General features: G+C 54.2%; 13 protein-coding genes. 6 read left to right on the plus strand and 7 right to left on the minus strand.

The window, feature by feature from the left end:
• Positions 1-160: 160 nt before the first annotated feature.
• The 7 genes from U2W12_RS16645 to U2W12_RS16675 all read right to left on the minus strand — a co-directional run bounded on the left by U2W12_RS16645 (position 161) and on the right by U2W12_RS16675 (position 6909).
• A complete protein-coding gene (locus U2W12_RS16645; RefSeq protein ID WP_326501816.1) occupies positions 161-1018 on the minus strand; it encodes a sulfite exporter TauE/SafE family protein in 858 nt (285 codons plus the stop codon).
• Positions 1019-1027: 9 nt separating this feature from the next.
• A complete protein-coding gene (locus U2W12_RS16650; protein ID WP_326501817.1) occupies positions 1028-3481 on the minus strand; it encodes a heavy metal translocating P-type ATPase in 2454 nt (817 codons plus the stop codon).
• Between the two features lie 49 nt (positions 3482-3530).
• Positions 3531-4136, minus strand: coding sequence for a hypothetical protein (locus tag U2W12_RS16655; protein WP_326501818.1), 606 nt, complete (start codon positions 4134-4136; stop codon positions 3531-3533).
• 102 nt (positions 4137-4238) lie between these two features.
• Positions 4239-4547, minus strand: coding sequence for a hypothetical protein (locus U2W12_RS16660; protein ID WP_326501819.1), 309 nt, complete (start codon positions 4545-4547; stop codon positions 4239-4241).
• A gap of 247 nt (positions 4548-4794) precedes the next feature.
• Entirely contained in the window at positions 4795-4974 is a 180-nt protein-coding gene (locus U2W12_RS16665; RefSeq protein WP_326501820.1) for a heavy metal translocating P-type ATPase metal-binding domain-containing protein, read from the minus strand.
• Positions 4975-5298: 324 nt separating this feature from the next.
• Positions 5299-5496 carry a hypothetical protein gene (locus U2W12_RS16670; protein ID WP_326501821.1) on the minus strand — a complete coding sequence of 66 codons (198 nt, stop codon included), beginning with the start codon at positions 5494-5496 and terminating at the stop codon, positions 5299-5301.
• A gap of 306 nt (positions 5497-5802) precedes the next feature.
• Positions 5803-6909, minus strand: coding sequence for a hypothetical protein (locus tag U2W12_RS16675; protein ID WP_326501822.1), 1107 nt, complete (start codon positions 6907-6909; stop codon positions 5803-5805).
• Positions 6910-7387: 478 nt separating this feature from the next.
• Between U2W12_RS16675 and U2W12_RS16680 the strand changes: the two genes are divergently transcribed.
• From U2W12_RS16680 to U2W12_RS16705, 6 genes are all read left to right on the plus strand, one after another.
• Complete coding sequence (locus tag U2W12_RS16680) at positions 7388-7477, plus strand: potassium-transporting ATPase subunit F (RefSeq protein WP_326501823.1); 90 nt, start codon at positions 7388-7390, stop codon at positions 7475-7477.
• The gene (gene kdpA / locus U2W12_RS16685; RefSeq protein ID WP_326501824.1) at positions 7477-9279 is read left to right on the plus strand and encodes a potassium-transporting ATPase subunit KdpA; all 1803 of its coding nucleotides are present in this window, start codon (positions 7477-7479) and stop codon (positions 9277-9279) included. The genes U2W12_RS16680 and kdpA overlap by 1 nt, the downstream gene beginning before the upstream one ends.
• A 16-nt stretch (positions 9280-9295) precedes the next feature.
• Positions 9296-11368, plus strand: coding sequence for a potassium-transporting ATPase subunit KdpB (gene kdpB / locus U2W12_RS16690; RefSeq protein WP_326501825.1), 2073 nt, complete (start codon positions 9296-9298; stop codon positions 11366-11368).
• A gap of 108 nt (positions 11369-11476) precedes the next feature.
• Positions 11477-12052, plus strand: coding sequence for a potassium-transporting ATPase subunit KdpC (kdpC, locus tag U2W12_RS16695; protein WP_326501826.1), 576 nt, complete (start codon positions 11477-11479; stop codon positions 12050-12052).
• Between the two features lie 15 nt (positions 12053-12067).
• Entirely contained in the window at positions 12068-12391 is a 324-nt protein-coding gene (locus U2W12_RS16700) for a hypothetical protein (RefSeq protein ID WP_326501827.1), read from the plus strand.
• Between the two features lie 37 nt (positions 12392-12428).
• Positions 12429-13370, plus strand: a complete 942-nt coding sequence (locus tag U2W12_RS16705; protein WP_326501828.1) for an MCP four helix bundle domain-containing protein — start codon at positions 12429-12431, stop codon at positions 13368-13370.
• Positions 13371-13403 lie beyond the last annotated feature (33 nt).

A 13403-nucleotide genomic window follows, 5' to 3' on the forward strand; every position in this document is an offset into this window, starting at 1 on the left:
TGGCCATGCCATCGCCCGCATGCAAGCGAATAAGATAAGAGGCATAGTTAGGAGATGCCGCTTAATAAACGCCCCGTTTAAATGATCTGAGCCGCATCAGCCGATTGTCGGGAGTGCTTCTGCCTACATGCCTCAGCCTGCCTGAGGCTAGGCGCGCGATCTACATATTTTGAATATTGTTGACCAAATCGCCAAAATAGGCGATCAACTGGTGCAGATAAGCGATCATCTCGTTTACCCACGCCTGCATCATCAGATAGTGATTGTGATGCTTGAAATGTTGGTCCAGATAAAAACCAAGCCCACGGTAGAAGGTGTTGATGCCCATCACCACCATGATCATCGCCGCGGCCTTGTACATTAGGCCGCGGATGTTCGCCTTGATCTTGCCGAAGGCGAGGCTGATGAACAACATCATCGGCAGGGTGCCGGCGCCGAACGCGAGCATCAGCGAGCCGCCTTCGAGAACGCTCGCCGCGGTGGTCGCCTTGACCGCCATTGCAAAGGTCAATGGGCATGGCATCATGCCGTTCAACACACCAGCCAACATCGCGCCGCCTAGCGGGCCTTGTTGCCTGGAGGTTGCATAGCCTTTGCGCAGCCATTGCGCGGGCAGCAAGCGAATCGAGCCCTGCCAGGGCAGCCAGCCCAGAATGCCGAAGGCGAGGCCGATCACCACGATGCCGATCAGCATCTGCAAGATGCTCTGGATTTTGCCGAACAGGCCGCCGGACACCAGCACGAACCCGAGCAGCGCGGCGGTGACGCCTATCAGGCCATAGACCGAGATGCGCGAAACCTGATACATCAGATACGGCCAATACGAGCGCTGCTTGCCCGAATTCATGAAATAGCCGGACACCAGCGCGCCGCACATGCCGAGGCAATGGCCGCTGCCCAAAAAGCCGGCGATGAAGGCAAGCGTGTAATCGAAGCCGCCGGCCGCGTAGGCGACCTCGGCCATGCCGTGCATCGCGTCATGCCCCATCGCCGCATGGTCCATCATTGAATGATCCATCTTGAAATCCTATTTTTTACTCAAGCGCAATGAATTCAGGATCACCGACAGCGAACTCAAGGCCATCGCGGCGGAGGCGATCATCGGATTCAGCTTGCCGACCGCGGCGACCGGTATCGCGACGGTGTTGTAGCCGAAGGCCCAGAACAGATTCTGTTTGATGATGCGGATCGTATCGGAGCTCAACTCGATCGCATCGGTCACTTTGGTGATGTCACCCTGAGTCAGCGTCATGTCGGCGGACTCGATCGCAATGTCGGTGCCGCTGCCGATCGCAAAGCCGACATTGGCGGCAGCCAGGGCCGGCGCGTCATTGATGCCGTCGCCAATCATGCCGACCTGTTTCCCTTCCGCCTGCAGGCGCTGGATGATCGCGAGTTTCTCTTCCGGCTTCGCATTGGCGATCACGTCGAGGATACCGACCCTCGCGGCAATGAACTGCGCGGTTTTCTCGGTGTCGCCGGTCGCCATCACGGTCTCGACGCCGAGCCGGTGCAGGCGGGCGATCGCCTCGGCCGCATTCTTCCTCGGCTGGTCGGCAATACCGAACACCGCCGCCTCTTTTTGATTGACCGCCATATAAACCGGCGTCTTGCCCTGTTCGGCGAAGTCACCGGCCGCGGTTTCCAAATTCCGCACGTCGATGTCGCGCTGGCGCATCCAGGCCAGATTGCCGAGCAGCAGGGATTTGCCGTCGACTTCGGCTTCGATGCCGCGGCCCGGTTCACTGTAGAAATGCGAACATTCCTTGATTTCGATGCCCTGCCCGCGCGCATACTCGACAATCGCCCTGCCGAGAAAATGTTCGGAATTGTGCTCGGCCGAGGAGGCCAGCATCACAATTTTTTCCTCGCCCAGCATCGAGACTTTCAGCAGATCGCTGACTTGCGGCTTGCCTTCGGTGATCGTGCCGGTTTTGTCGAATACGATCACGTTCAGCTTCGCCGCAATTTCGAGGCTTTCGCCGTTGCGGATATAAATGCCCTTCTTCGCGGCCTGACCGGTGCCGACCATGATTGACGCCGGGGTCGCGAGGCCCAGTGCGCACGGGCAGGCGATCAACAGCACGGTGATCGCATTGCCGAGCGCGAAACCGAACGGCGCGCCCAGCGCCATCCAGCCGGCAAAGGTCAACCCGGCAATGGCCATCACCGAGGGCACGAACACCGCGGAAATCTGATCGACCTGTTTCTGGATCGGCAGTTTGGTCGATTGCGCCTGATCGACCATGTGCACGATGCCGGCCAGCACCGTATCCATCCCGACCGCGGTCGCGCGGACGCGGAGTACACCGTTGCCGTTCACGCAGCCGCCGATTAACTTATGACCGATATCCTTGATCACCGGCATGCTTTCTCCGGTCACCATCGATTCATCGACAGACGAAATGCCTTGCACAACCTCGCCGTCGGTCGGAATCCGCTCGCCCGGCCGCACCAATAATATGTCGCCGACCTGCACACTTTCGACATCGACAATGAATTCCTGGTCGTCGCGGATCAGTGTCGCGGTCTGCGGCTGCAGATCGACCAGTTGCCGGATTGCTTCGCCGGCCTTGCCCTTGGCCCTTTCTTCGAGATAACGGCCGAGCAGCACGAACACAATGATCGCGGCGGCCGCTTCAAAATACATGTGGCCGCGGCGTCTGAGGAATGACGATAAACTGAAGGTATAAGCCGCCCCGACGCCGAGCGCGATCAGCGTATCCATGTTCGCGGCCTTGTGCCTGGCTAGCCTCAGCGCCTTGTCAAAAAACGGTTTGCCGGCGCCGAATACGACCGGCGTCGCGAGCAAAAACTGCAGCCAGTGCAACGGCCGCGACCTCGCCATGCCCATGCCCAGCACGATCACCGGCGTACTGAGCACGGCCGACCACCCGAACCGCCGCCAGGCCGACCGGATTCGCACTTGTTCCTTTTCGATCAGTTTCTTGCGCTGCGACAAGGTATCCATCGCATAGGCTTTGTAGCCTAGGCTGGCAATCTTCGCCGAGACTTCGTCCCGGTTCAATTGCCCCTGCACAGTCAGGGTTTCGGTCGCAAAATTGACGCTGGCTTGTTTGACCTTGGGATCACGATTGAACACCATTTCGAGCAGTAGCGCGCAGGATGCGCAGGTCATGCCTTCGATTGCGAGATCGACGTCCTGAACTCCGCCCGAAAAATCGACTTTTGTACGAGGACTTCCGGACTGCGGCCTGCTAGAGAGATTGCCGAGCACCGCATCCAGCATCAACAGCAGATTCGCCTTCGGCAGGCGATTCGGATCGAACTCGATCACGACCGAACCGAGCGCGGGCGTGGAACGCACCCGTTTGATTTCGACGCGTTTTTTGAGCAGAATTTCAAGAATGTAAGATCGCTCATCGTCCTTTTTCAGCATCGGCGCCACGACGCGGACCCGCCTTTGCAGTTGATGCAGCAATTGAAAATGTCGGTAAGCCGGCGATGCGTTATCGCTCATGAGTCTTTCCTGTACCAATGCATTCAGGGTTACGTTCGAACAGCGTCGGTTACTTCGGCCGGCGCGAACGCATCAACAAATAAATCATATAAGACACCGCCAACCATTCGTAGCGGTATTTGAACGGCCTGGGAATCCACTCCTTGGTGATGTGATCCCAATGCAGCCTGATCAGAAAAAGCACCAAAATGTCATTCAAAAAATCGATGGCCATCTTTTCCGGATCATTGAAGAATTTGCCCGGTTTGGCGAGCCCTTTGCCGACGATCTTCGCCGCCTGCAAAGTTTCCTTCGCATCGTCGTATTTGCGGCTGAACCAGCGGGAGACCTTTAAATTTTTGAATCGGTTTTTGACGCGTTGTTTGGCAAGCCGCACCGCTTTCGGTTTGGCTTCCGCAAGCGCTTGCTTCTCCAGTTCGCCGACAATCCGGAATAACAATTTGCACAGGCTTTTAAAATCGTGCACCGTTTCCTGATAACGGATAGCCAGTTTTTTCTGGCTTCGATAGACCTGAACGCGGTAAACACCGTCCGCAGCCAACAGCCGTCCCGTCAACGCTTCCGCTATCTGTTCGTTACAAAACGCGGAAGGTATTTCAAAACGCACGTGCTCTGCTCCCCGATAGCGTAATACAAACTCTTTTTGAATAGCCATAAGTCAAAAAACACTCGGATGAGACAAAAACGGGTGATTCCCGAATCAACGGAAATCACCCGCCCCTGCAAAAATAAGGGAAAAGAAAAGCCCTGCGGCGCGTCAGCTTTCTTCCTTGGTCTCCGCAACGATGTCTTCCAGATTTTCTTTTTGCTGCAATACAAAATCCTTGCCGGAATCGATCGCCTTGTTGGCGCTCGCGATGATCTGTTTGCGGTATTTGTACACACAAACACCGGCAACCACGCCGGCTCCAAACACCAAAACGGGGTATTTCGCTAACTTACTCATCAATTTTGCTCCTGTATGAACGGTGACGGAAGCCATAGAGCCTTTCATAATTTCCCGGCCCATGGTGTCCTTAACTTTACTCATTTCCTTCATCATGCCTTTGCCATGTACGTGCGTCATAACAGCACTCCTCTTTATCATTGAATCCAATATATTCGCCAACAGGCAAATGCCCCGCGGCACCCAATGGTGCCGCGGGCGTCAACTTCGCCAAAAATCTGTTTATTAGGGATACGGACCGGGTTAGAAAAATTTCCCGAATTCAGGAACCTGTGTTTGTACGCGCTTTACGGAAACCATCTGCTAAAGCCTCTTCGGCCGAATTCCAGTCCAAAATTTTCGAACGCACGCACGAATAATACGTAACTCAATCGTTTCGATCCGCCTCATCGACAACACTAAGCACCACATCTTCATGCAGCATCTGATAGATACCCATGCAGCCTTCGCAACAAAACTCCTTGTCGCCTTCCTTGGTGCGCACCTTGAAACCTGGGGTCAACACAGGCAATCCGCAAAGATCGCAAGCCTTATCGATTCCGCTCATATCAATATCGATTTACTATAGGGTAAGAAAATGCTACTAAACTCGGCAGCCAGACGCAATGCATTACTGAAAAAATTAGCCGAAATAAAAAGAGCCCGATTCGCAGAACCTTTGCGGTGTGCGAATCGGGCAGAAACGACAATGAAGAGTAGTGAAAAATCTATGGTGCGGGACAAAGCTAAAAATAAATTGCGGTTTGATTCGCCAAGCTCCGTCGAGCAATCATTCACCCTGCAACCGAGTATTATTGCGGCACCGCTCATCCGCGGACGATTTTAGCCGCCTCGCATTAGGCGGCTAGGGCCAGCCGCCTTTGCTTCAGCCTTAGCTTCTGATCGCCTGGTGGCCGGCTTTCATCACCGCCATTCTGAGCGCGCCGGTCAGGCTCGCACCCAACCCGATGCGGGTCGCCAAGGCCGGAATTAGAATCATCGACGCCAACGCGAGACCGGTTCCCAACAGCAAGGCGCCGTTATTGCCGGAGGTTTTTGTGTTTTCGGACTGTGCTAATTGTTGACTCATTGTTGTGACCTCATCAAGAGTAATGCTGCTTCGCCAAATCTATAAATGCAGAATCAGTGCCAAAACACCAAAAGAGTCTTCAAATTTTGAAGGCGTTTGTCCATAACCCGCTGAAATGTGTGGTTTAGCTGGCGTTGGACTCAATCTGGCTAGCGCAATCCTGAATGACAGGCCGCTTCCGTCATCCGAATATCTACGCAAATCCCTTCCATTTTTTCGCTAATAAGTGATTTGACATATTTCAAATGTGTTAAATAACATAGTTTAATTAATAGGTGAACTCGCGGGCGATATGCTCCTTGCAGTTCAGGCAATCAGCCTCACCTTAGCAAAGCCGCCGTTTTGGGTCCGCAGGTTAGTCACCTGCCCTTGATAAATCCGCGCGGACACGCCGAGAATCCTATCACGATAGGCAAACAGCCGATAATCGGTCTTGAAAGCCTGCTGATCTTCGCCCAACGTCAACGAAGGCGGAATCCGCTGCTGAATCAATATATCATCGAGAACGAGTTCGGCCAGCTTATGTTTGGTCAGCTTTTCGCCGACATAGACGCCCCGGCTCGCATAGCCGGTCTCTGGCTTGAAAACCCATTGTTTGCGCGTGCGCCAGGCTTCCTCGGGCGTCAACGATGCCAGCAAACGGGTTTCCGGTACCGTCTCCGCCAAGATCGAGAGTTCCGCTTCCGGGAGCCCAAAGTCGCGCATGATCGCAGGCTGACACCACAGCATCATCCGCCGCTTGTCGGCCAGCAAACCGTATGCACGGGGATTCGGGCTCAGGCACACCCGCCCCTTCAGATAGGCCGCGCGGATGTTTTCGACCGCAGGGGATTCCAGATAAAAGTCGCAGTGGCGGTTATAAATCATCTCGATGCGCTTGCCGGCGAAATAAAGCCCGCCATCTTTAGCTTCAATCTCCGCGGGATCGGCGATCACCGCATCGATACCCGCTTTTTTGAACAAAGCGGCAAAAACCTGCATTTCGGAATTGAGCGGCTGCTCGGCTGGGTTCTCGTCGAGAATCGCAAGGGTTTCGGGGCGCGCCGAGGGATCGTTCAGGTAGCGCGCATAGTCGTCGAAAAAGGTTTTGAGCAGCTTCGAACCCAGACGGCCGGAAAATTCGGTCGCTTCGATATCATGGCTCAAGTTGGCATACCAAATGCCGCCGGCATTGGTATTCACTTCGATTAGCTTCGGCCCGGCCTCGGCCAGATGAAAATCGTAACCCATCATCACCGCATGATGACCGGGGTTGAAACGCGCGCTGGCCGGCAACACACTCTCCAGATGCCCCTGATAAGCGGGATTTTCGCTCAACTTGTGCAATAGGCGAGCGACCCGGATCATGCGCCGTAAATCCCGGCAAGACAAATCGGCGGAATAGGGGCTAACAGGAGGAGATGATGGATTCATTGCCCTCTCGGCAGGATGGAGGAATTGACAAACAACAAAGGCGCGCATTCTACCGAAAATGCGGGGATGAGTTTGGAAAAAGCTTCTTTCTCGTCATCCTGCAAACTGAAACTCACTGTCGCCATAATAGACTCTCTATCTGTTGAAACCTTCAGAAAATTATTGGCTCTGACTGGAATATCGCAATCGATTCAAGCACTATTGACAAGCCGTTGCCGAATTTTTACACCTTTTTTATTTTTGATTGCGTACGCTATTCTGCAACCAAACCGCTCGATCCTGGGATAACTGTTTACTGCTGAGTCCCGATATTGATCGGTTAAGAGGAACTACGGAAACCCACGAGGCCACGTAGCTTTGCAAACCGTACTGATCTTAAGAGGACTTGTATGGACATTATTTTTATCTTGCTCAGCGCAGGGTTTTTCCTGCTGACCGGTGCATTGGTCTACGCCTTCGAAAAATTACGGAGTTCGTCATGAGCTGGCTTTATTTCCTGAGTGCAAGCATCGCGCTGGTGATTTTCTTTTATCTTGTTTTTGCGTTGTTTTTCCCGGAGAAATTCTGATGACAAACAATGGCTTTTTACAAATCGCGGTATATCTCGTCACTTTGCTGGTGCTGGCGAAACCGCTCGGTTGGTACATGGCCCGCATTTACCAGGGCAAGCCGATGGGACCGATACGCTGGCTATTACCGATCGAAAAACTGATCTACCGACTTACCGGCGTCAAGCAAGAGCAGGATATGCGCTGGACCGAATACGCCGCCGCCCTGCTGGTTTTCAATCTTCTCGGCCTGCTGGCCGTGTTCGCATCGCAAAGACTGCAATCGTATTTGCCGCTCAATCCACAGCATTTGCCGGCAGTCAGCCCGGATTCGTCTTTCAACACCGCGGTCAGTTTTGCGACCAACACCAACTGGCAAGGCTACGGCGGTGAAACGACGATGAGCTATCTGACCCAGATGCTCGGGCTGACCGTGCAAAATTTCGTCTCGGCGGCAACCGGCATGGCGGTATTGGTCGCTCTGATTCGCGGTTTCATCCGGCGCAATTCGGATACGATCGGCAATTTCTGGGTCGATATGACTCGCAGTACACTGTACATTCTGATGCCGATGTCGCTGCTTTTGGCTTTGGCTCTGGTCGGGCAAGGCGTCGTGCAGACTTTCAGCCCCTATCAAAGCGTCGCATTGACCGAAGCGGTCAGCTATGAACAGCCCAAAAAAGACGGCTACGGGCAACCGGCGCTCGATGCCGCGGGCCACGCTGTCTCCGAAAAAATCATGGTGCATGAACAAACGCTGGCGCTCGGCCCTGCGGCCTCGCAAGTGGCGATCAAACAGCTCGGCACCAACGGCGGCGGCTTTTTCAACGCGAACTCGGCGCATCCCTTCGAAAATCCGACGCCACTTTCCAATTTCCTCGAAATGCTGGCGATTTTGCTGATTCCGTCCGCGCTTTGCTACACCTTCGGTATGATGGTCGGCGATACCCGGCAGGGTTGGGCAATTCTGGCGGTGATGACGATCATTTTTATCGCGCTGGTTTTCGCAACGGTAGCCGCCGAACAGCGCGGCAATCCGCTCCTGACGTCTCTCGGCGCGGATCAGGATCCTTCGGCCGCACAAGCCGGCGGCAACATGGAAGGCAAGGAAGCCCGCTTCGGCATCGTCAATTCGGCGCTGTGGGCGGTCGCGACGACGTCGGCTTCGAACGGTTCGGTCAATGCGATGCACGATTCCTTCACGCCGCTCGGCGGTATGATACCGATGTGGTTGATGCAGCTTGGCGAAGTGATTTACGGCGGCGTCGGCTCCGGTCTCTATGGCATGATCGTATTTGCGATCGTTGCGGTGTTCGTGGCCGGCTTGATGATCGGCCGCACGCCGGAATATTTGGGCAAAAAAATCGAAGCCTATGAGATGAAAATGGCCGCGGTCGCAATCCTGATTCCGCCGCTGATGGCATTGGGTGGCACGGCCGCCGCGGTGATGATCGATGCCGGCAGAAGTTCGATCTTCAATCACGGAGCGCATGGCCTCAGCGAGGTGCTTTATGCGTTTTCCTCGGCCGGCAACAACAACGGCAGCGCTTTCGGCGGGCTATCCGCGAATACGCCTTTTTACAACGTCATGTTGAGCTTAGCGATGCTGTTTGCACGCTACTGGCTGATCGTGCCGGTGTTAGCGATCGCAGGCTCGCTGGCCGCGAAAAAGATCGTGCCGATCAGCCCCGGCACCTTGCCGACGCACACGCCGCTGTTTGTGGCGCTGCTGATCGGCACTGTATTGATGGTCGGCGCATTGACCTTCGTTCCCGCATTGGCGTTGGGGCCGATCGTCGAACACCTGCAAATGACAAAATGATTGTTGGGAGAATTTGATGCGTAAAAAATCCGTTTCCACTTCGTTATTCGATCGGCAGATTTTATCAGGCGCGCTGCTCGATGCGTTCCGTAAACTTACTCCCCGACAACAAGTCAAAAATCCGGTGATGTTCGTCGTTTATATCGGCAGTCTGTTGACGACTTTTTTATGGATACAAGCCCTGAGAGGCCAAAGTGAAGTCGAGCCGGCCTTCACCCTGGCGATCGCCTTATGGCTCTGGTTCACGGTCTTGTTCGCCAATTTCGCCGAAGCGGTGGCCGAAGGCCGCAGTAAAGCCCAGGCGGCGTTTCTCCGTAGCGCCAAACGCGACATCGCCGCGAAAAAGCTCGACGAACCGCGTTATGGCGCCAATTACAGCAAGATTGCCGGCTCGACGTTGCGCCGCGGTGATATTGTGCTGGTCGAAGCCGGCGATTTCATTCCCGGCGACGGCGATGTGATCGAAGGCGTTGCCTCGGTCGATGAAAGCGCGATCACCGGCGAAAGCGCGCCGGTGATCCGCGAGTCCGGCGGCGATTTCAGTTCAGTGACCGGCGGCACCCGCGTATTGTCGGACTGGCTGGTCGTCATGATCACCGTCAATCCGGGCGAAACCTTCCTGGACCGGATGATTTCGATGGTCGAAAGCGCCAAACGCCAGAAAACTCCGAACGAAATCGCCCTGACAATCCTCTTGGTCGCCTTGACGTTGGTATTTCTGCTCGCGACCGTAACCCTGCTGCCGTTCTCACTGTATAGCGTCGAAAGCGCCGGTTTCGGCAAGCCGATTTCAATCACCGTGTTGATCGCGCTGCTGGTGTGCCTGATTCCGACCACGATCGGCGGCCTATTGTCCGCGATCGGCGTCGCCGGCATCGGTCGGATGATGCAGAAGAACGTAATCGCAACTTCGGGCCGCGCGGTCGAGGCTGCCGGCGATGTGGATGTCTTGCTATTGGACAAAACCGGCACAATAACGTTAGGTAATCGACAAGCTTCAGCCTTCATTCCAATCAAAGGCGTGAATGAGAAGAATTTGGCTGATGCCGCGCAATTGGCTTCACTCGCCGACGAAACGCCGGAAGGACGCAGCATCGTGATCCTCGCGAAACAGAAATTCGGTTTTCGCGAGCGCGACGTGCATGCATTGGGCGCGACTTTCGTCCATTTCAGCGCCCAGACGCGGATGAGCGGCGTCAACCTGGAAGCGCGGCAGATCCGCAAAGGCGCGGCCGATGCGATCCGCGCCTATGTCGAAGAACAGGGCGGCAAGTTTCCTCAGGAAATCCAAACGCAGGTCAATGATGTCGCGCGCCGCGGCAGCACCCCGCTGGTTGTCGCTGAAGGCGCGCTCGCGCTGGGCGTGATCGAACTGAAAGACATCGTCAAAGGAGGTATCAAGGAACGCTTTGCGGAACTGCGCCAGATGGGCATCAAAACGATCATGATCACTGGCGACAACCGCCTGACCGCTGCCGCGATCGCGGCCGAGGCGGGCGTCGACGATTTTCTCGCCGAAGCGACGCCGGAAGCCAAGCTCAAGCTAATCCGCGAGCATCAGGCTGACGGCCGCCTGGTCGCGATGACCGGCGACGGCACCAACGATGCGCCCGCCCTTGCCCAGGCCGACGTGGCCGTGGCCATGAACAGCGGCACTCAGGCGGCCAAGGAAGCCGGGAATATGGTCGATCTGGATTCGAATCCGACCAAGCTAATCGAAATCGTCGAAACCGGCAAGCAAATGCTGATGACGCGCGGCGCGCTGACTACGTTCAGCATTGCGAACGACGTGGCGAAATATTTTGCGATCATTCCGGCTGCTTTTGCGACGACTTATCCGGCGCTGAACGTCTTGAACGTGATGAATCTTGCGACGCCGGACAGCGCAATTCTGTCGGCGGTGATTTTCAATGCTCTGATCATCATCGCGCTGATTCCTCTGGCTTTAAAAGGCATCAGTTACAAACCGGTCGGCGCCGCCATGCTGCTGCAAAACAATTTGCTGATTTACGGCGTCGGCGGACTGATCGTGCCATTCATCGGCATCAAGGCAATTGATTTGATTCTGGTCGGACTGGGGCTGGTATAAAGCCGCTGATGACTGGCAATTGTTGTAGTTTCGTAGGATAGTCGCGTCTTGATGGGTTTCGCTATCGCTCTGCCCATCCTACGCTATATCAAACATTAGGAGTAGAACATGTTTAAAGTTATCAAACCGGCAGCGATGATGTTGGTCATGTTGACCTTGCTGACCGGCGTCATTTATCCCGCGCTGGTAACGGGCCTCGCGCAAGTGCTGTTTCCCGGCCAGGCTAACGGCAGCATTATCCGGAATAGCCAGGGTAAAGCGTCCGGTTCGGCGTTGATCGGACAGCCGTTCAACAACAGCAAATATTTCTGGAGTCGGCCTTCGACTACCGCCCCTTATCCTTATAATGCAGGCGCTTCGAGCGGATCCAACCTGGGGCCGACCAACCCTGCCCTGGCGGAAGCCGTTAAAGCCAGAATCGAAGCTTTCCAGGCGGCCGATCCGGACAACAAATCCCCAATTCCGATTGATCTGATCACTGCTTCCGGCAGCGGACTGGACCCCCACATCAGTCCGGCGGCGGCTGAGTATCAAGTCAATCGTATCGCCAAAGCCCGCCATATCGATCCTGATAAATTGCGGGAAATGGTACGGTCGCATACCGAAGGTCGGCAATGGGGTTTTCTCGGAGAACGGCGGGTCAACGTGCTCGCATTGAATCTGGCTTTGGATACCATCCGGTAGAGAATGGGTTCCGCGATGAAATTTTCCCTCTACTTGATAATTCTAACCGTCTTTTGCGGAAATGTCGGCGCGGATACTCCCGATAGCCGACGCTACGTGCTGCCGCCCAGTAAAGTGCACATCGAATCATGCGAGCGAGGCGCTCTAACTTTGCATCCGGGCATGATTGAGGTACAACGCGAACTGCATTCCGACGGAAATTTTTGGATGCTTTATCAAATCTCCGTGCATGACGGCTCGGAATGGATTGTATTATGCGATTTGGCAAGCGGAAAAATCATCCGCGATGAACAAGAGTTCAGTGACGACTCTCCGCTCGAAAAAGAACCGGTTCAGTAATGTTGAAATCATGTTAAATTCGAAAGTAAGAGGCTGAATGATGGAAGACAAGACAAGAAAAAAATTTTATGTTTTTTTGCCCTGGGGACTGACTCTTGCTATCTTGGTGGCATTCTCGCTATTGCTGTTTGGCTATTATGGCGGGAATTTCAATCCTTTCGAGACGCAGTTTAAAAAGGTTAATTTGTTGTCCACGATGAAGATTCATCTCCTCGAGGCCGTTGAGGCCGAGAAGAACGCGGTACTTGCCATTACCGATGAGGCATCAGAAGATTTCGCCGCTCAAGCTCGCCAGGCCACCGATCGCGTAGAAACCAGTCGGCAGCAAATCGAATCTCTCATTCACCTGGAGAAACTCCCCCGAGAGACAGGGATGGTAAATGAGTTCAATTCTTGCTGGTCGCAATTTAAAAAATTAGATAAAACAATTCTGGACCTTGCCATTCAAAATACCAATCTTAAGGCACAGAAGATCTCCGCGACGCAATGCGCTCAAGAAATGGAGCGTTTTGAAGAGAGCTTGAATCGCCTCATCCACTTGAACATGCACGGCAACCAGTGTAACAAGGCTGTCATGCTCTCCTATGAAGCACTCACTGCCGGCCTGAAAGTCTTCGCTCTGCACAAGATCCATATTGAAGAGTCTGACGATCAAGCGATGGATCAAATCGAGCAACGCATCAAATCTTATGACGAATCCGCCGGCAAGGCCCTAGGGTCTCTTCATAGTCTTGCCGGCCTCAGTAATGTTGAAGACCTTCAGGCTGCAGAGACTGCATACGTACGATTTATGGATTTAACCCGAGAGGTTTTAAGGCTTTCTCGGATGAATACGAATATCAAGTCAGCCGAGCTATCCTTGGGGAAAAAAAGATTGATTGCTTCACAATGCCTAGAGATCCTCACCACTTTCCAGAAGACGGTCCAACCTCAGGGTGATTATTCACTCCCTCGTTCGAAAAAAAAGATGATTGAATAATTATATTTTTTACTCATTAAAATGTCTTTGTTG

The organism is Methylomicrobium sp. Wu6, from assembly GCF_035916875.1.
Classification (GTDB): Bacteria; Pseudomonadota; Gammaproteobacteria; order Methylococcales; family Methylomonadaceae; genus Methylomicrobium.

Bases quoted from the DNA above. Each gene is read 5' to 3' on its own strand.
- U2W12_RS16700 (WP_326501827.1), top strand. From the start codon at position 12,068: ATGAAATTTTCCCTCTACTTGATAATTCTAACCGTCTTTTGCGGAAAT.
- U2W12_RS16705 (WP_326501828.1), top strand. From the start codon at position 12,429: ATGATGGAAGACAAGACAAGAAAAAAATTTTATGTTTTTTTGCCCTGG.
- kdpB (WP_326501825.1), top strand. From the start codon at position 9,296: ATGCGTAAAAAATCCGTTTCCACTTCGTTATTCGATCGGCAGATTTTA.
- U2W12_RS16650 (WP_326501817.1), bottom strand. From the start codon at position 3,481: ATGAGCGATAACGCATCGCCGGCTTACCGACATTTTCAATTGCTGCAT.
- U2W12_RS16655 (WP_326501818.1), bottom strand. From the start codon at position 4,136: ATGGCTATTCAAAAAGAGTTTGTATTACGCTATCGGGGAGCAGAGCAC.
- U2W12_RS16645 (WP_326501816.1), bottom strand. From the start codon at position 1,018: ATGGATCATTCAATGATGGACCATGCGGCGATGGGGCATGACGCGATG.
- U2W12_RS16660 (WP_326501819.1), bottom strand. From the start codon at position 4,547: ATGACGCACGTACATGGCAAAGGCATGATGAAGGAAATGAGTAAAGTT.
- U2W12_RS16675 (WP_326501822.1), bottom strand. From the start codon at position 6,909: ATGAATCCATCATCTCCTCCTGTTAGCCCCTATTCCGCCGATTTGTCT.
- kdpC (WP_326501826.1), top strand. From the start codon at position 11,477: ATGTTTAAAGTTATCAAACCGGCAGCGATGATGTTGGTCATGTTGACC.
- U2W12_RS16665 (WP_326501820.1), bottom strand. From the start codon at position 4,974: ATGAGCGGAATCGATAAGGCTTGCGATCTTTGCGGATTGCCTGTGTTG.
- U2W12_RS16670 (WP_326501821.1), bottom strand. From the start codon at position 5,496: ATGAGTCAACAATTAGCACAGTCCGAAAACACAAAAACCTCCGGCAAT.
- kdpA (WP_326501824.1), top strand. From the start codon at position 7,477: ATGACAAACAATGGCTTTTTACAAATCGCGGTATATCTCGTCACTTTG.
- U2W12_RS16680 (WP_326501823.1), top strand. From the start codon at position 7,388: ATGAGCTGGCTTTATTTCCTGAGTGCAAGCATCGCGCTGGTGATTTTC.